This window comes from Modestobacter versicolor (assembly GCF_014195485.1).
In the GTDB taxonomy this organism is placed as follows: Bacteria; Actinomycetota; Actinomycetes; order Mycobacteriales; family Geodermatophilaceae; genus Modestobacter; species Modestobacter versicolor.
The window spans coordinates 2,639,611-2,656,072 of record NZ_JACIBU010000001.1 but is presented as its reverse complement, the minus strand read 5'-3'; the positions used below and the strand labels follow the sequence as shown (position 1 = coordinate 2,656,072).

17 protein-coding genes are annotated in these 16,462 nt (G+C 76.9%); 2 read left to right on the top strand and 15 right to left on the bottom strand.

The features are described from left to right. Positions 1-82: 82 nt before the first annotated feature. A complete protein-coding gene (locus FHX36_RS13025) occupies positions 83-793 on the top strand; it encodes a (2Fe-2S)-binding protein (RefSeq protein WP_183513806.1) in 711 nt (236 codons plus the stop codon). Positions 794-805: 12 nt separating this feature from the next. On the opposite strand, the gene FHX36_RS13020 is transcribed toward FHX36_RS13025, so the two are convergent. Beyond that, positions 806-1,345: a CGNR zinc finger domain-containing protein gene (locus FHX36_RS13020; protein WP_110553491.1), complete on the bottom strand. Its 540-nt coding sequence runs from the start codon at positions 1,343-1,345 to the stop codon at positions 806-808. A 78-nt stretch (positions 1,346-1,423) separates the two neighbouring features. Between FHX36_RS13020 and FHX36_RS13015 the strand changes: the two genes are divergently transcribed. After that, positions 1,424-2,464 carry an EamA family transporter gene (locus FHX36_RS13015; RefSeq protein ID WP_110553493.1) on the top strand — a complete coding sequence of 347 codons (1,041 nt, stop codon included), beginning with the start codon at positions 1,424-1,426 and terminating at the stop codon, positions 2,462-2,464. Here FHX36_RS13015 and FHX36_RS13010 read toward each other — a convergent pair. The 14 genes from FHX36_RS13010 to FHX36_RS12945 all read right to left on the bottom strand — a co-directional run bounded on the left by FHX36_RS13010 (position 2,410) and on the right by FHX36_RS12945 (position 16,426). Beyond that, a complete protein-coding gene (locus FHX36_RS13010; RefSeq protein ID WP_110553494.1) occupies positions 2,410-3,738 on the bottom strand; it encodes a hypothetical protein in 1,329 nt (442 codons plus the stop codon). The genes FHX36_RS13015 and FHX36_RS13010 overlap by 55 nt on opposite strands. Before the next feature lie 77 nt (positions 3,739-3,815). Then, positions 3,816-4,070 carry a helix-turn-helix transcriptional regulator gene (locus FHX36_RS13005; protein ID WP_110553496.1) on the bottom strand — a complete coding sequence of 85 codons (255 nt, stop codon included), beginning with the start codon at positions 4,068-4,070 and terminating at the stop codon, positions 3,816-3,818. A gap of 4 nt (positions 4,071-4,074) precedes the next feature. Beyond that, a complete protein-coding gene (locus tag FHX36_RS13000; RefSeq protein WP_110553497.1) occupies positions 4,075-4,929 on the bottom strand; it encodes an ABC transporter permease in 855 nt (284 codons plus the stop codon). Further along, on the bottom strand, positions 4,926-5,855 hold the full coding sequence (locus tag FHX36_RS12995; protein WP_246405471.1) for an ABC transporter ATP-binding protein: 930 nt from the start codon (positions 5,853-5,855) through the stop codon (positions 4,926-4,928). The genes FHX36_RS13000 and FHX36_RS12995 overlap by 4 nt, the downstream gene beginning before the upstream one ends. Positions 5,856-5,973: 118 nt before the next feature. Beyond that, the gene (gene cobA, locus FHX36_RS12990; protein WP_183513805.1) at positions 5,974-7,203 is read right to left on the bottom strand and encodes a uroporphyrinogen-III C-methyltransferase; all 1,230 of its coding nucleotides are present in this window, start codon (positions 7,201-7,203) and stop codon (positions 5,974-5,976) included. Then, the gene (gene cobT, locus FHX36_RS12985; protein ID WP_343056682.1) at positions 7,200-8,240 is read right to left on the bottom strand and encodes a nicotinate-nucleotide--dimethylbenzimidazole phosphoribosyltransferase; all 1,041 of its coding nucleotides are present in this window, start codon (positions 8,238-8,240) and stop codon (positions 7,200-7,202) included. Before cobT ends, cobA begins: the two co-directional genes overlap by 4 nt. Before the next feature lie 44 nt (positions 8,241-8,284). Beyond that, positions 8,285-9,661 carry an Rv2231c family histidinol phosphate aminotransferase CobC gene (cobC, locus tag FHX36_RS12980; protein WP_183513804.1) on the bottom strand — a complete coding sequence of 459 codons (1,377 nt, stop codon included), beginning with the start codon at positions 9,659-9,661 and terminating at the stop codon, positions 8,285-8,287. After that, positions 9,658-10,506 carry an energy-coupling factor ABC transporter ATP-binding protein gene (locus FHX36_RS12975; protein ID WP_110554165.1) on the bottom strand — a complete coding sequence of 283 codons (849 nt, stop codon included), beginning with the start codon at positions 10,504-10,506 and terminating at the stop codon, positions 9,658-9,660. The genes cobC and FHX36_RS12975 overlap by 4 nt, the downstream gene beginning before the upstream one ends. Positions 10,507-10,579: 73 nt before the next feature. Then, positions 10,580-11,317 carry a cobalt ECF transporter T component CbiQ gene (gene cbiQ, locus FHX36_RS12970; protein WP_110554166.1) on the bottom strand — a complete coding sequence of 246 codons (738 nt, stop codon included), beginning with the start codon at positions 11,315-11,317 and terminating at the stop codon, positions 10,580-10,582. Further along, positions 11,314-11,631, bottom strand: coding sequence for an energy-coupling factor ABC transporter substrate-binding protein (locus FHX36_RS12965; RefSeq protein ID WP_110554167.1), 318 nt, complete (start codon positions 11,629-11,631; stop codon positions 11,314-11,316). The genes cbiQ and FHX36_RS12965 overlap by 4 nt, the downstream gene beginning before the upstream one ends. Then, the gene (locus FHX36_RS12960) at positions 11,628-12,380 is read right to left on the bottom strand and encodes an energy-coupling factor ABC transporter permease (protein ID WP_258373048.1); all 753 of its coding nucleotides are present in this window, start codon (positions 12,378-12,380) and stop codon (positions 11,628-11,630) included. Before FHX36_RS12960 ends, FHX36_RS12965 begins: the two co-directional genes overlap by 4 nt. Continuing rightward, positions 12,367-13,749, bottom strand: a complete 1,383-nt coding sequence (locus tag FHX36_RS12955) for a cobyrinic acid a,c-diamide synthase CobB (RefSeq protein WP_183513802.1) — start codon at positions 13,747-13,749, stop codon at positions 12,367-12,369. The genes FHX36_RS12960 and FHX36_RS12955 overlap by 14 nt, the downstream gene beginning before the upstream one ends. Further along, on the bottom strand, positions 13,746-14,360 hold the full coding sequence (gene cobO / locus FHX36_RS12950) for a cob(I)yrinic acid a,c-diamide adenosyltransferase (RefSeq protein ID WP_110554379.1): 615 nt from the start codon (positions 14,358-14,360) through the stop codon (positions 13,746-13,748). Before cobO ends, FHX36_RS12955 begins: the two co-directional genes overlap by 4 nt. Further along, entirely contained in the window at positions 14,360-16,426 is a 2,067-nt protein-coding gene (locus tag FHX36_RS12945; RefSeq protein ID WP_183513801.1) for a putative cobaltochelatase, read from the bottom strand. Before FHX36_RS12945 ends, cobO begins: the two co-directional genes overlap by 1 nt. Between the last annotated feature and the right edge of the window lie 36 nt (positions 16,427-16,462).

The window sequence follows — 16,462 nt, the reverse complement described above, 5'->3', positions numbered from 1 at the left end:
CGCGCACAACCTATGGCCCCGGTCACGCCCGCGTCAGGCCCGGCCTCCCCGTCGCCCCGCGGGCGGTCGGCAGACTGGTCCCGTGACGGACGACGGGCTGCAGGCGCTGGTCGCGGCGCGGGTGCCCGGGGCAGCGGCGCTCGGGCTGCTGGCCCCGCCCTCGGCCGCCGCCGTCCCCGCGGAGCTGCTGGCCGACCCCGGCTGGACGGCGCGGGTGCTCGCCGCCCGGGCGGTGCGGCAGCGCACCGACGACCGCCGGGTGCTGGCCACCGTCTGGTGGTACTCGGCGTCCAGCGTGCTGCTCACCCCGGTGCTCGCCGGCCTGGTCACCGGCGTGGCCCTCTCCGCCCGGCTCGAGGACACCCGGTTGCACCTGCTCGCCGGCGACACCCCCGTCGCCGCGACCGCCCGGCCCGCCGCGGGCCGGGACCTCGCCACCGACCTGCGGGCCACGATCGCCGCGGTGGTGGCCGCCGTCGCCGAGGCGGGCGGGGTCCGCGAACGGCCCCTGTGGGCGATCGCCACCGACTCGCTGGCGAACCGGCTGCTCGCGGTCGGCCGGGCGGTGGGCGACGTGGCGGCGGCGACCGCGCTCTCCGGGCCGCTGGCGGCGGCGGTGGGCAGCCCGCTTCCCGCGCCGCGGTACGTGGACGTCGAGGGCGTGCGGTTCACCCGGCGGGCGTCCTGCTGCCTGCTGTACCGGCTGCCGCACGAGGTGCTGTGCACCTCCTGCCCGCGGCGGGACCCGCTGCAGCGCCAGGTGCTGCTGGAGGACACCGCCACCCGGATGTGACCGGGCCGGGGTTCAGCCGGCCGCGCGGCGGGCCCGGTAGGCGGCGACGTGCTCCCGGTTGGCGCAGCTGCTGTCGCAGAACCGGCGGCTGGCGTTCTTGGTGAGGTCGACCAGCGCGTCGTCGCAGCCGGAGGCGGCGCACCGGCGCAACCGGTCGAGCGCGCCGGCGCGGACCACGTCGGCCAGGGCCATGGCGGCCTCCACGCCCCACCGGTCGGCGACCGGGGCGCTCGGCTCGGTGGCGTGCACGTGGTAGCCCCAGCCGTCGTGCCGGACCAGCTGGGGGAGGGCGCTGCCGTCGCGCAGCAGCCTGTTGACCACGGCCACCACGGCGTCCTCCTCGGCGCCCCAGATCGCGGCCAGCACCGCGCGGAGCTCGTGCACCGCGGCCAGCTCGGCGGCGTCGCCGACCCGGCTGCCGGTGAACTGCCAGGCGTCCAGGAACGCGGACAGCGCCGCGGGGTCGGGCAGCCGCTCCTCGCCGTCCGACGCGGTGTTCAGCAGCGCGGCCGCGCCGGCGAGCGCGATCTCGGTGTCATGGGCAAAGAGCATGTGACTCCTGTACCTCTCTGCTAACGTCGGCTGTACAGGAGCGTACGTCGGTTCGCCCCTGACGAGGAGGGGGCTGCCGTGCTCGACCGCCGGACCGGGCTGACCGGGTTGCTGCTCGCGGTGGTCTCCGCCGCCGCCTTCGGGACGTCGGGGGTGTTCGCCACCGCCCTGCTGGACGCCGGCTGGACCGCCGGCTCCGCCGTGACCGCGCGGATGGCGGTGGCCTCGTTGGCCCTCGCCGTCCCGGCCGTGGTGGCGCTGCGCGGTCGCTGGTCGCTGCTGCGGTCCAACGCCGGCGCCGTGCTGGCCTTCGGGGCGCTCGCCGTCGCGCTGCCCCAGCTCGCCTACTTCAACGCCGTCTCGCGGCTCTCGGTCGGTGTCGCCCTGCTGCTGGAGTACTCCGGCGTCCTGCTCGTCGTGCTGTGGACCTGGGCGCGCCTCGGGCAGCGGCCGAGCCGGGTCACCGGCATCGGGGTGGTCGTCGCGATCGTCGGCCTAGTGCTGGTGCTCGACGTCGTCGGTGGCGCGCGGATCGACCCGGTAGGCGTCGTCTGGGGACTGGTGGCCGCGGTCGGGCTGGCCAGCTACTTCGTGCTCTCCGCCCACTCCGACGACGCCCTCCCGCCGCTGGTCAGCGCCTGGGCGGGGCTCGCCGTGGGCGCGCTGGTGCTCGGCGCCGCGGCCCTCGTGGGCGCCATCCCGTGGCGCACGACCGCCGTGGACGTCGAGCTGGCCGGCCGGTCGGTGAGCTGGCTGGTGCCGGTGCTCGGCCTGGCCCTGCTGGCGGCGGCGTTCGCCTACGCCACCGGGATCGCGGCGGTCCGCCGGCTGGGCTCGCGGCTCAGCTCGTTCGTGGGGCTGAGCGAGGTGCTGTTCGCGGTGGCGGCCGCCTGGCTGGCGCTGGGGCAGCAGCCGGCCGTGGTGCAGCTGGTCGGTGGCGTCGTCGTCCTGGCCGGGATCGTGCTGGTCCGGCTGGGCGAGGAGCCGCCCGCGGCCGTCGCGGGGGTCGACCCGGTGCCCGCCGGTGCCGAGGAGGAGACCCCGGCACCGGCGGCCGGGCCGGGTCAGCAGACCCCGACGTCGAAGGAGCGCAGCGGCACGGTGAACCGGCAGCCGTAGCGCCGGTCGGCCACGGTGGCCGGGTCGAGCACGTCGTCCCCGGCCGGCCGGACCCCCTGCTCCACCCAGGTGACCAGGTCGGTGAAGGCCTGCACGTACTCCTGGGTGCTGAAGTCGCAGTGGGCCACCCCGCGGATGGCCCGCTGCACCAGCAGGTCGCTGTTCCCGTGCCGGGCGGCGTCCCGGGCGTACTCCTGCTCCATGCTGAACGGCACGAACAGGTCGCCGAGGTCGTGCATGGTCAGCACCGGGACGTCGAAGCGGCCGTCGATGGTCGGCACCCCGGACAGCCCTCGGCTGCCGCGGTCGGCCCGCACCCGCAGCACCTTCGCGTTCAGCGCCCGCTCCTCCTCGGTCAGCCGCGGGTCGGCGTCCAGCTGGTAGACGGTGCCGGCGTTGCCACCGACCGCGCCGCGCTCCTCGCCCAGGCCGGGGTAGACCGGGTAGACGGTGAAGAGGAAGTCGGCGAAGGAGGCGAAGCCGGCCTCGAACAGCGGCCGCTCGCCGCCGGTCCGCTGCTCGGTGAGGGCGCGGAGGTCCTGCCCCGCCTCGGTGAGCGTCCGCGGGTCCGGCGTGATGCCGAGCTCCGCCTTCATCTGCGGGACGGTGGTGGTCTGGTAGTCGGCCGGCGCGGGGTACACCGGCGGGGTGTCGGTGAGCGCCTGGGCCGCGGCGTTGTAGTCCAGGAAGGTGTCGAACAGCCGCCGGTCGCCCATCACGCCGCAGACCGGCAGCGCGCCGTCGTACTCGTGGCGGTACTGCTCGATGCTCACGCCGGTCACGTGCCCGCCCATGGAGACCCCGGCCAGGTAGCGCCGGTCGGCCTTCCCGACGGTCCGCTCGAAGTGCCGCACGAGGTCGTGGGTGGCCTTCACCCCGGAGACGACGTCGTAGCCGTTCTCGGTGTAGCTGGACGCCGCCCAGGCGTAGCCCGAGGCGATCAGGTGCTCGCGCAGCCCCGCGGGCGGGGAGTCGACGGTCAGCTCCGGCCCGGTGCCGCGGTAGCCGTGCGCCCACATCACCAGGTCGCCGTTCCAGTCCGCCGGCACCTCGATCCGGTAGCCGGCGCCCTTGAGCACCCCCCACGAGGCGGTCGCGCCGGGCAGCGCGGGGAAGGGCAGCTGCGACTCGACCACCACGTGCTCGACCGCCGGTGGCTGCGGGTACTGGGGCTGCGGTGGGTGACCCGGTCGGGCGGCCGCCGGGCCGGCGAGGGCGGTGCCGACCAGGGCGAGGGCGAGCGGGGCGAGCAGCAGGCGGAAGGGGCGTCTCATCGGGGGCCTCCGGAGCGTCGTCGTTGACGGTCACCGGACGGTAGCTCGCTGTGCCGTGGGTCACACAGCCGTGCAGGTCAGCCGGACGACGCCCGCGGCACGTCGGGCGCGTCGCTGATCCGCGGGAACGGCGTGGTGGAGAAGACCGTCTCGACCGGCAGCCGGAAGAACTCCGCGATCCGCAGCGCCAGGTGCAGGCTCGGGTTGAACTCGCCGCGCTCCAGGTAGCCGATCGTCTGGTAGTGGACACCGAGGGCGTCGGCCAGCTCCCGCCGGCTGACCCCCTGCTCGGCGCGCAGCAGGGCGATCCGGTTGAAGACGCCCTCGTTCACCCGCTCACCGCACCCACTGCAGAGCCGCCTCCCGTGCCGCCTCGACCGCCGAGCCCGACTGCCGGCGGGCCATCCGGCGGAGCACCCGGGGTGCCACCAGCAGGCCGGCCACCGCCCACGCGGAGAGCACCAGCAGCATCGGGCCGGTCCGCCACGAGTCTCCCAGCTCGGCCGCGGCCGCCTCCGCGGGGAGGAACGCCGAGCGCATGCCCAGCCCGATCCAGTAGACCGGGAAGACCTGGGCGACGCCCTGCACCCAGCCCCACATCGCCTGGACCGGCGTGAAGATCCCGGAGATGGCCACCAGGACGACGATCGGCAGCATCCCCCAGGTGCCCACCTTCTGGACGCCGGGCACCACCGAGCCGAGCACCATGCCCCAGGGCAGCGTGGCGAGCAGCGCGAGCACGACCAGCCCGGCCACGGCCAGCCAGCCGCCCGCGCCGCCCTGCATCACGTCGTCGAAGAGCAGCAGGCTCGGCACCAGCACCACCAGCAGGCTGGGCAGCAGGTTCAGCGACTGGAGGGTGAGCTGCCCGGTGACGTAGCCCTGCATCCCGTGCGGCAGGGCCTTGTGCCGCAGCAGCGTGCCGTCCTCCCGCTCCATCGCCAGCGCGTAGGCCGGCCCGATGACGACGCCGAAGGTCAGCAGCGCACCGAGGATGCTGGGCAGCGCGTACGTCGGGTAGAGCAGCCCGGTCTCGCCCACCTCGTTGTCCCGGTTGACCCACAGCACGCCGAGCGTGACCAGCCCGGTGAACAGGTAGAAGCCCTGGTCCTGCGGGCTGCGGATGCTCTGCCGGAACTCGGTCCAGCCGCGGCTCAGCCCCTGGTCGACGGCGTGCCGGGTGGCGTTCACCGGGCCACCCCCGCCAGGTGCCGGGCCGGGGCCTGGGACTCGAACGCCTGGACCATGGCGATGTAGGTGTCCTCCAGGTCCGCGCGGCGGACCTCCAGGTCGGTGAGCTCGTCGCCGTGCTGGGCGAGCAGCTGCCGCACGAAGGGGACGGGCTCGTCGGTGGCGTGCACGAAGCGCTCCCCGTTCTCCACCCATCGGACCTCGCTGGTGCCGGCCACCTGGCGGGTCAGCGCGTCGGCGCTGCCGTCGGCGACGATCCGGCCGTCGGTGAGGATCATGATCCGGTCGGCCAGCCGTTCGGCCTCGCCCAGGTCGTGGGTGGTGAGCAGGATGCTGGTGCCCTCGAGGTCGGCGAGCCGGTGCACCAGGTCGTGGAAGTCCCGCCGGGCCTGCGGGTCGAACCCGGCGGTCGGCTCGTCGAGGAACAGCAGCTCCGGGCGGCCGATCAGCCCGACCGCGACGTCCAGCCGGCGGCGGCGGCCGCCGGAGAGGGTGGCGATCTTGCGGTCGGCCTCAGCGGTGAGCCCGACGGTGACCAGCAGCTCCTCGACGTCCCACGGTCGCGGGTGCCCGGGGGTCGAGTACGGCTCGTAGTAGCCGCCCAGGTAGCGCAGCAGCTTCCGCGGGGTCCACCGCGGGTGGTCGCGCCAGGACTGCAGCACCACCCCGATCCGCGCCCGCCAGGCGTCGTCACCGTGGGCCGGGTCGACGCCGAGCACCCGCACCTCGCCGGCGGAGGGGAGCCGGAAGCCCTCGAGCACCTCGATCGTCGTGGTCTTGCCCGCCCCGTTGGGGCCGAGCAGGCAGACCACCTCGCCGTGCTGGACGTCGAAGTCGACGCCGGTGAGCACCTCGTGGGTGCCGTAGGTCATCCGGAGGTCCCGGACCCGCACCGCGGGCTCGGCTGGGAGGTCGGTCGCGGCCATGGGACACCACTCCTCACGCAGGGGGCGGAGCTGATGGCGGTGATAGTAGGAGTGCTACATGCGGAGCACCAGTGCTATCTGCGCGGGCGCGCCGAGCGGAGGCGTGGGGGACAGGGGATCAGGCGCCGAGCGCGACGACGTCGCCGACGACCCAGACCGCCGGCGGCCGCACGCCCTCGTCGACGATCGTGCGGGCCAGCCCGGCCAGCGTGGTGCGCACCGACCGCTGGGCCGGGGTGGCCCCGTCGGTGACGACGGCGACCGGCGTCTGCGGGTCGCGGCCGTGTTCGACCAGCGCGGCCGCGATCGCCGGGGCGGTGTCCACGCCCATCAGCACCACGACGGTGCCGCGCAGCCGCCCGAGCGCCGCCCAGTCGACCAGCGACGCGGGGTGCCCGGGCGGGATGTGCCCGGAGACGACGACGAACTCGTGGGTGAGCCCGCGGTGGGTGACCGGGATGCCGGCCAGCTCGGGCACCGCGATGGCGCTGGTGATGCCCGGCACGACCTCGACCGGCACGCCGGCCGCGGCGCACGCCTCGAGCTCCTCGTAGCCGCGGCCGAAGACGAACGGGTCGCCGCCCTTGAGCCGCACCACCCGCTTGCCCTGCCGCGCCCGGTCGACCAGCAGGGCGTTGATCTGCTCCTGCGCCATCGAGCGGCCGCGGGGCAGCTTGGAGGCGTCGATGACCTCGACCTCGGGCGGCAGGGTGGCCAGCAGCCCCTGCGGCGCGAGGTGGTCGGCGACCACGACGTCGGCGCCGGCGACCGCCTGCCGGCCGCGGACGGTGACCAGCCCCGGGTCGCCGGGCCCGCCGCCGACGAGCACGACGCTGCCGGCCGCGACCGTCGGCGGGCGGGAGGCCCGGTCGGCGATCGAGCCGTCGGTGAGCCCGTCGAGCACGGCGTCGCGGACGCCGACGGCGCGCTGCGGGTCGCCGCCGCCGTGGACGCCGATGACCAGGTCGCCCTGCCGGCCGACCGCGGGAGTCCAGACGCTGGACGCCGACCGGTCGTCGGCGCGGGCGCAGAACACCCGGTCGCGCTCCGCCTCGGCGGCCACGGCGGCGTTGACCGCTGGGTCGTCGGTGGCCGCGACGGCGTACCAGGCACCGGCCAGGTCGCCCTCGGCGTAGCGGCGCTCGTGCCAGGTGACCGAGCCGGGGGCGACCAGGGCCTCCAGCGCGGGCGTCACCTCCGGGGAGACCACGGTGACCAGGGCGCGGGACTCCAGCAGCCCGGCGACCCGGCGGTGCGCGACCTGCCCACCGCCGACGACGACGACGCGGCGCCCGGCCAGCCGCAGGCCGACCGGGTAGACGGAACCGGGATCAGACGGGGAGGTCACTTCTCGGTGACGCCCGCCGAGTCGAAGGTGGCCACGTCGCGCAGCGCGCGGGCGGCGCTGGCCACCAGCGGCAGCGCGAGCAGCGCCCCGGTGCCCTCGCCCAGCCGCAGGTCCAGGCCGAGCAGCGGGCGCAGCCCCAGTGCGCGCAGCGCGAGGGCGTGCCCGGGCTCGGCGGAGGTGTGCCCGGCCAGCGCGTGCTCGAGCGCCGCCGGGCACAGCGCGGCGGCGACCAGGGCGGCGGAGCCGGCGATCACGCCGTCCAGCAGGACCGGCACCCGGGCCGCGGCGGCGCCGAGCACGAACCCGGCCAGCGCGGCGTGCTCCAGCCCGCCCACCTCGGCCAGCGCGGCGAGCGCCTGCTCCGGCGTGGCCGGTCGGGCCGGCACCCGGGCGACGGCGCGGGTGACGACCTCGACCTTGCGGGCCAGCGTGGGGTCGTCGACGCCGGTGCCGCGCCCGGTGGCGTCGGCGGGGGAGGCGCCGGTGAAGGCGCACACCAGCGCCGCGGACGCCGTCGTGTTGGTGATGCCCATGTCGCCGGTCACGAGGCAGCGGTGGTCGGCGGCGAGCGCCGTGGCCACCTCGATCCCGACCTCGACGGCCCGGCGGGCCTCGTCGGTCGTCATCGCCGGGCCGACGGCGAGGTCGGCGGTGCCGCGCCGGACGTTGCGCTCCAGCAGGTTCGCGGCCGGGCCGACCGGCGTGGCCACCCCGACGTCGACCACGACGACGTCGGCGCCCAGCTGCGCGGCGAAGGCGTTGACCACCGCACCACCGGCGGCGAGGTTGGCGACCATCTGCGCGGTCACCTCCTGCGGCCAGGGGGTGACCCCCTGCGCGTGCACCCCGTGGTCGCCGGCGAACACCGCGACGGCGGCCGGGGTGGGCAGCGGGGCGGGGCACTCCCCGGCGGTGCCGGCCAGCTGCGCCGCGACGTCCTCGAGCACGCCGAGCGAGCCCGGCGGCTTGGTCATCCGGTCCAGCCGCTCGCGGGCCGCGCGCTCGGCGGCGGCGTCGCGGGGGCGGACGGCGGCGATGACCTCGCCCAGCAGGGTGCCGGCGAAGGGGGTCGGGTCGGCGGTCAGCGGTGCTCCTCGGGGGTGGCGGTCTCCGCAAGGATCTCAGCCAGCACCGCGGCGAACGCACGCGAGGTCCCCGGGTCGCGGACGGCGACGCGCAGGTGGTCGCCGGTGAGGCCGGGGAAGGTGTCGCCGCGGCGCACCGCCCAGCCGCGGTCCCGGAGCCGTTCGCGCACCCGCGCCGCCCCCGGTACGCGCAGCAGCACGAAGGACGCGCGGGGGTCGCCGACGACCTGGACGGCGGGCGGCAGCGCGGCCAGCAGGGCGGCCCGGTGCCCGGTGAGCTCGTGCGCGGCCGCCGCCGCCTCGGCCCGCGCGGCCGGGGTGCTGCAGGCGACCAGCGCGGCGAGCGCGGGGGTGGACACCGGCCAGTGCGGCTGCTGGGCGGCCAGCGCGGCGACCAGGTCGGCCGGCCCCAGCGCGTAGCCGACCCGCAGCCCGGCCAGCCCCCAGGTCTTGGTCAGGCTGCGGACCACCAGCAGCCCGGGCAGGTCGGTGCGGCCGGCCAGCGACCCCGGCTCGCCGGGCACCGTGTCGGCGAACGCCTCGTCGACCACCAGCACCCGGCCGGGCCGGGCGAGCGCGGCGACCGCGGCGGCCGGGTGCAGCACCGAGGTCGGGTTGGTCGGGTTGCCCAGCACCACCAGGTCGGCGTCCTCGGGCACGTCCCGGAGGAGGTAGGACGGCGGCTCGAGCAGCAGCCGCTCGACGGCGTGCCCGGCGGCGCGCAGCGCGGCCTCCGGCTCGGTGAAGGACGGGTGGACGACGACCGCCCGGCGCGGGGTGAGCGCGCGGGCGAGCAGCGTGAACGTCTCCGCGGCGCCGGCGGTGAGCAGCACCTCGGACTCGTCGCGGCCGTGCGCGGCGGCGACCGCGGCGCGGGCGGGGCGGGCGTCGGGGTAGGCGGCGGAGGCGTCGACCGCGTCGTGCAGCACGGTGCGCAGCCACGCCGGGGGGGTGCCGGCCCGGACGTTGACCGCGAGGTCGACCAGCCCGGGGGTGGCCTCGGCGTCGCCGTGGTGCCGGAGGTCGACGTCAGCGGCGACGGCCACGGTCACCCGCCCGTGCACGGTCTTGCCGACCACCAGCTGCCCGCCGCCCACCAGGGCCGCCGCCTCGGCGACCGACGGGGTGCCGACGGCGGCGGAGACGGCCGCCGACGGTGCGGGCACCGGCACGGTGGCCAGCTGGTCGGCGTCGTGGGTGACCAGCGGCCAGGCCCGCACGGCGGCGGCCCCGCGGATGCCCGGCTCGAGCCCGCGCCGGGTCAGCGTGGCCAGCTGCACGCCGCGGGCGCCCGGGGGCAGCACCGCGTCGACGGCGGCCAGCACCTCCTCGACGGTCACCCCGGTCGACGCACCCACCCCCACCGTGATCACGGAGTTCGCACCCCGGGCCGGTCGGGGAGGGCGGCGACCAGCGCGTCGGCGTCCCGGGGGAGGGGACCGTCGGGCAGCAGCCCGAGCGCCTGCAGCCGGGCACCGACGGTGAGCGCCCAGGGGCGGTCGAGCCGGGCCCGGGCCAGCAGCGCGTCGTCGCCCAGGACGACGTCCGGCGGGCCCTGCACCACGCCGCCGTCGACCACCACGGCCACCTCGTCGGCCCAGCGCAGCGCCAGGTCGACGTCGTGGGTGCTCATCACGATGGTCGAGTCGGTCTGCTGCAGCCGGGTGAGGGCGGCCAGCGCCTCGCCGACCGCGGTGGGGTCCAGGCCCGCGGTGGGCTCGTCGAGCAGCAGGACGCACGGCCGCATCGCGACCGCGCCGGCGATCGCCACCCGCTTGCGCTCGCCGTAGGACAGCTGGTGGGTGGGCCGCCCGGCCAGGTGCGCCACGGCGAGCAGGTCCAGCGCCTCGGCGACCCGGGCGCGCACCTCGTCCTCGGGCAGGCCGAGGTTCACCGGGCCGAAGGAGACGTCCTGCGCGACGGAGGCGCTGAACAGCTGGTCGTCGGGGTCCTGGAGCACCAGCTGCACCTCCTGCCGGTGGGCGCGCAGGCCCTTGCGGGTGTGGTGCAGCTCGGCGCCGTCCAGCGTGACCCGGCCGCGGCCGGGCTGCAGCGCGCCGGACAGGCAGCGGAGCAGGGTGGTCTTGCCCGAGCCGTTGGCGCCCAGCAGGGCAAGCCGGCGCCCCGCGGGCACGGTCAGCGACGCGCCGGACAGCACCGGGCGCGAGCGGTCGTAGCCGACGACCAGCCCGTCGGCGGCCAGGGTCAGGTGGCTCACAGCGGCTCCTCGCCGGCGCTCGTCCTCGGTGAGCCGACAGACGCCGTGCCCATGGGTGAGCTCGCGAGCTCGCTCACGACGCGACTCCCAGGCTGACCGCGGCGAGCGCGGCCAGGCCGGCGACGGTGGCTGCCTCGAACCGGCGGGAGGCCGGCAGCGTCTCCGGCAGCACCCGCAGCCCGGCCTCCAGCCCGCGGCCGGCCAGCCCGTCCTGCAGCCGCCGGGCGCGGTCCCACGAGCGGGTCAGCACCGCCGCGGCCAGCGCACCGGAGGACCGGTAGGAGCTGCGCACCGTGGCGTAGCCCATCCGGGCGGTCTGCGCCTCGCGGATGGTGGCCAGGCTGGTGAGCAGCACGAACAGCATCCGGTAGACCAGGCCCGCGACCTCGACCACGGCGGCCGGCACCCGCAGCCGCTGCAGCGCCGGCAGCAGGTCCGACATCGGCGTGGTGGTGGCCAGCAGCAGCACCGCGGCGCTGCCGGCGACGGCGTGCCCGACCAGCGACCCGGCCTGCGCGGCGGCGTCCGGCGCCCAGCCGAGGCCGTCGCCGACCTCGACCACCGAGGTCAGCGCGCCGATGACGATGAACGCCAGCGGCGCCCGCACCGCCCGGGCGAAGGTGCGCACCGGCACCCGCGCCGGCCCGAGCGCCAGGACCACCGCGGCCAGCCCGACCAGCAGGCTGCCCGGCCACACCGGCAGCAGCAGCGCGCTCAGCACGAGCCCGAGGCTGACCAGCAGCTTGTCGCCGGGGGAGCGGCGTCGCCAGGCGCTGGCCCAGGCGGCGTCGTCGATCGCCAGCCCGGTCACGACGGGGGCGGCGGCGCAGGGGCTGCCTGCTCCTCCGCGACCCGCCGGCCGCGCAGCCGGCCGAGCACGTAGCCGAGCACGCCGCCGCCGAGCGCGGCCTGCAGGGCGAACAGGCCCGACTCGACCTCGGAGGAGCCGGGGGAGAAGACCGACTCGAACCACGGCTGGTAGCCGGGGTCGGACTCCTCGATCAGCTCGGTGGCCTGGCTGTCGGTGCCGGCGTACTCGCTGTCCCCGCCGACCAGCAGGGGCAGCGCGAACAGCGCGACGACGGCGAGCACCAGCAGCGCGGTGACCAGGTGCCGCCGCCTCACCGGGCACCCCCGTCCCGCGGTTGTTCGCGGACAACCGCGGGGGGTTGTTCGCGGAGAACCGCGGCGGACTCTGGTTCCGGGGCGGGCTGGGGGCGGAGGACGCCGAGGCGCTCGAGCTCGGGGCGGGCGTTGACGGTGAGCACCCGGAACAGCAGGACGCCGAGCAGCCCCTCGCCGATCGCCAGCGGCACCTGGGTGACCGCGAAGACGCCGAGGAACTTCACCGCCGCGCCGACGAAGCCGCTCTCCGCGTCCGGGTGCGCCCAGGCCAGCTGCAGCGCCGTCGTCACGTAGGTGGCCAGGTCGGCCACCGCCATGCCGGCGAACACCCCGCCGAGCAGGCCACCGCCCAGCCGCCGGGTCAGCCGGTAGGCGGCGTAGCCGGCCCACGGCCCGACCACCGCCATCGAGAACGCGTTCGCACCGAGCGTGGTGAGCCCGCCGTGGGCCAGCAGCAGGGCCTGGAACAGCAGCACGATCGTGCCGAGCAGCGCCATCACCGGCGGCCGGAACAGGACGGCGCCCAGCCCGGTGCCGGTCGGGTGGCTGGAGCTGCCGGTGACCGAGGGCAGCTTGATCGCGCTCAGCACGAAGGTGAACGCGCCGGCCGCGCCGAGCAGCAGCGTCGACTCCGGGTTCTCCCGGACCTCCTTCACCACCGCCCGGGCGCCGTGCACCACGAACGGGGCGGCCGCGACGGTCCAGCCGATGGCGTGCGCGGGCGGGAGGAACCCCTCAGCGATGTGCACCGAGCACCCCCACCCGGGCCGCGGCCGCGACGAAGCGGGAGGCCAGCTGCGGCGAGCCGGCCCAGTTCAGGTGCAGGTAGCTGGCGTGCACGTTGCCGCTCACGAACCCCTCGGGGCCCTCGGCGTTCCACTGCCAGGCCGGCGTCGGCCCGGCGGCCGGGGAGGCCGTCGTCCGGTGGAACTCGTGGCCGCGCACCCGGGTGCCGGCCGGGGCGAGCACGCTGTCGGTGAGCGCCACGGCGCTGCGGTAGCCCAGCGTCAGCCGGGGGTGCATCGCCGTCGTCGTGGGCAGGACGCCGCACATCGGCTCGCCGTCCAGCTCCTGGGACAGGTAGAGCAGCCCCGCGCACTCCGCGGCCACCGCGCCACCGCGGGCGGCCAGGTCGGCGATCGCCGTCCGCAGGCCGACGTTGGCGCTGAGCGCGGAGGCGTGCACCTCCGGGAAGCCGCCGCCGACGACCAGCGCCGTCGTCCCCTCGGGCAGCGCGGAGTCGCGCAGCGGGTCGACGGTGACCACCTCGGCGCCGGCCGCGGTGAGCAGCTCGGCGGTCTCGGCGTAGCCGAAGGTGAAGGCCGGCCCGCCGGCGACCGCGACCACCGGGCGGCCCTCGACCGCGGTGACCTCCGCGGCCGGCTCCCAGGGGTCGCCCGCGAGGTCGGGCGCGGTGCGGGCCAGCCGCAGGACGGCGTCCAGGTCGACGCTGGCCTCGACGACGGCGCCCAGCGCGCGCACCGTGCGCACCGCCTCCGCCGACCGCTCGGCGGCCGGCACCAGCCCGAGGTGGCGCGACGGCGTGTGCAGGTCCTCGATCCGGCGGACCGCACCCAGCACCGGCACGCCGGCCGCGCCGAGCGCCTCGCGCAGGATCGCCTCGTGCCGGTCGGTGCCGACCCGGTTGAGGACGACGCCGCCGATCCGCACCGCGGGGTCGAAGGTGGCGAACCCGTGCACCAGGGCGGCGACGCTGCGGGCCTGCGAGGCCGCGTCGACGACGAGCACGACCGGCGCCTGCAGGTGCGTGGCGAGCTGCGCGGTGGAGCCGTAGCCGGGCTCGACGCTGGCGTGCGCGGCGCCGTCGAACAGCCCCATGACGCCCTCGACGACCGCGACGTCGGCGCCCCGCGCCCCGTGCAGGAACAGCGGGGTGATCCGGTCCTCGCCGACCAGCCACTTGTCCAGGTTGCGCCCGGGCCGGCCGGCGGCGAGGCCGTGGTAGCCGGGGTCGATGTAGTCGGGGCCGACCTTGTGCGGGCTCACGGTGAGGCCGCGGCCGGTCAGCGCGGCGATCAGCCCGGTGGTGATCGACGTCTTGCCGGCGTTGGAGGACGGCGCGGCGACGACGATCCGCGGGATCCGGTGGGTGCTCACCACTCGATCCCCCGCTGGCCCTTCTGGCCGGCGTCCATCGGGTGCTTGACCTTGGTCATCTCCACGACCAGGTCGGCGGCCTCGACGAGCCGGGGGTGGGCGTCGCGCCCGGTGATGACGACGTGCTGGTTGCCCGGCCGGTTCGTCATGGTCTCGACGACGTCCTCGACGTCGACCCAGCCCCACTTCATCGGGTAGGTGAACTCGTCGAGCACGTAGAAGCGGTGCGCCTCGGCGGCCAGGTCGCGCTTGATCTGCGCCCAGCCCTCGGCGGCGTCGGCGGCGTGGTCGGTGTCGGTGCCGGCCCGGCGCGACCAGCTCCAGCCGGAGCCCATCTTGTGCCAGACGACCGGGCCGCCCTCGCCGGTCTGCTCGTGCAGCCGGCCCAGCGCGGTCAGCGCGTTCTCCTCGCCGACCTTCCACTTCGCGCTCTTGACGAACTGGTAGACCGCGACCGACCAGCCCTGGTTCCACGCCCGCATCGCCATCCCGAAGGCGGCGGTGGACTTCCCCTTCATCTCCCCGGTGTGCACCGCCAGCAGCGGCCGGTTGCGGCGCTGCCGGGTGCTCAGCCCGTCCTGCGGGACGACGGCGACCTGCCCCTGCGGCATCAGGCGGCCTCTCGCACCGTGCGGACCAGCGACTCGGCGCCGAGGTCCGCGAGCTGGAGGGTCTCGGCGCCCAGCGCCGCGCCGAGCGAGGCGGCCAGGCCCAGCCGGACCGGCCCGGACTCGCAGTCGACGACGACGCTCGCCACCCCGCCGGCGGCCAGCAGCCCGGCGGCCCGGCGGGCGTCGCCGAGGTGGTCGCCGCCGCGGGCACCGGTGGCCCGGCCGTCGGTGACGACGACGAGCAGCGGCCGGCGCTGCGGGTCGCGGACCCGCTCCAGCCGCAGCGTCTCGTGCGCGCGCAGCAGGCCGGCCGCCAGCGGGGTGCGGCCGCCGGTGGGCAGGCTGGTCAGCCGGGCCGCGGCGGCCTCGACCGACCAGGTGGGCGGCAGCGCGAGCTCGGCCGCGCCGCCGCGGAAGGTGATCAGCCCGACCTTGTCCCGCCGCTGGTAGGCGTCCACGAGCAGCGAGAGGACGGCGCCCTTCACCGCGGCCATCCGCGAGCGGGCGCCCATCGAGCCGCTGGCGTCGACGACGAACAGCACCAGGTTGCCCTCGCGGCCCTCGAGCGTGGCCTGGCGCAGGTCGGCGCGCTCGACCAGCAGGCCGGTGCCGGCCCGCCCGCGGGCGCGCTGGTGCGGGGCGGCGGCCAGCACGGTGTCGACCAGGTGCAGCTTGGTGACCGCGGCCTCCGGGCGGCGCGAACCGACCACCCGGCCGCGCTCGCTGCGGGCCCGCGACCGGCGCCCGGCCGCGCCCGCGCCGATGCCGGGCACCTCCAGGCGCTTGATCCGGAAGGGCGCGTCGGGGGCCACGGCGGCCTTCTCCGGTGCGGGCGCGGCCTCGGTGTGCCCGCCGCCCTCGCCCCGCGGCGCCGTCGTCGGCCCGTCGTCCGCCCCGCCGGCACCCTCACCGGCGTCCGGCGCCGGGTCCCGGCCAGGATCCGGCGCCGAACCCTGGCCGGGGTTCGGCGCCGGATCCTGGTCCTGGGGTCCGTCCGGGGAGCCGGGGCCGTCGGGCGGGGAGCCGGGGGAGTCCGGGCCGTCGTCGTCCGGGGAGTCCGGGCGGGCGTCGGACAGCGCCTGCTCCAAGGTGTCCTCGTCGAGCCCCGGGGCGTCGAACGGGTTGCGCCGGCGGCGGTGCGGCAGCGCGAGCCGGGCGGCGACCCGGACGTCGTCCTCGGTCACCTCCTCCCGGCCGCACCAGGCGGCGTGCGCGATCGCGGCGCGGGCGGTGACCAGGTCGGCGCGCAGCCCGTCGACGTCGAAGGCGGCGCAGACGCTGGTGACCTGGCGCAGCGCGGCGTCGGAGAGGACGACGCGGGGCAGCCGGGCGCGGGCCTCGGCGATCTGCCGGGCCAGCTCGGACTCGGAGTCGGCCCAGGCGTCGGCGAACCCGGCCGGGTCGGCGTCGAAGGCGAACCGCCGGCGGACCACCTCGGCGCGCAGGTCGGCGTCGCGCGGGGCGGCGACCTCGACGGTGAGCCCGAACCGGTCCAGCAGCTGGGGGCGGAGCTCGCCCTCCTCCGGGTTCATCGTGCCGACCAGCAGGAACCGGGCGGCGTGCCGCACCGAGACGCCCTCGCGCTCGACGTAGGCCCGGCCCAGCGCGGCGGCGTCCAGCAGCAGGTCGACCAGGTGGTCGTGCAGCAGGTTGACCTCGTCGACGTAGAGCACGCCGCGGTTGGCCCCGGCCAGCAGCCCGGGCTCGAAGGACTTCACGCCCTCGGTGAGCGCCCGCTCCAGGTCCAGCGAGCCGACCAGCCGGTCCTCCGAGGCGCCGACCGGCAGCTCGACCAGCCGTGCCGGGCGGGTCAGCGCGCGGTCGTCGGCGGAGTGCGGGCCGTCGGGGCACTCCGGGTCGGGGGCGGCGGGGTCGCAGGCGAAGCGGCAGCCGGCGACGACGACCACCGGCGGCAGCACCGCGGACAGCGCGCGCACCGTGGTGGACTTCGCCGTCCCCTTCTCACCGCGCACGAGCACCCCGCCCACGGCGGGGGAGACGGCGTTGAGCAGCAGCGCCAGCCGCATGTCGTCCATGCCGACGACGGCGCCGAAGGGATAGGTCACGGGTAGACCACTGGTCCTCTCCCCGGGTGTCCACGC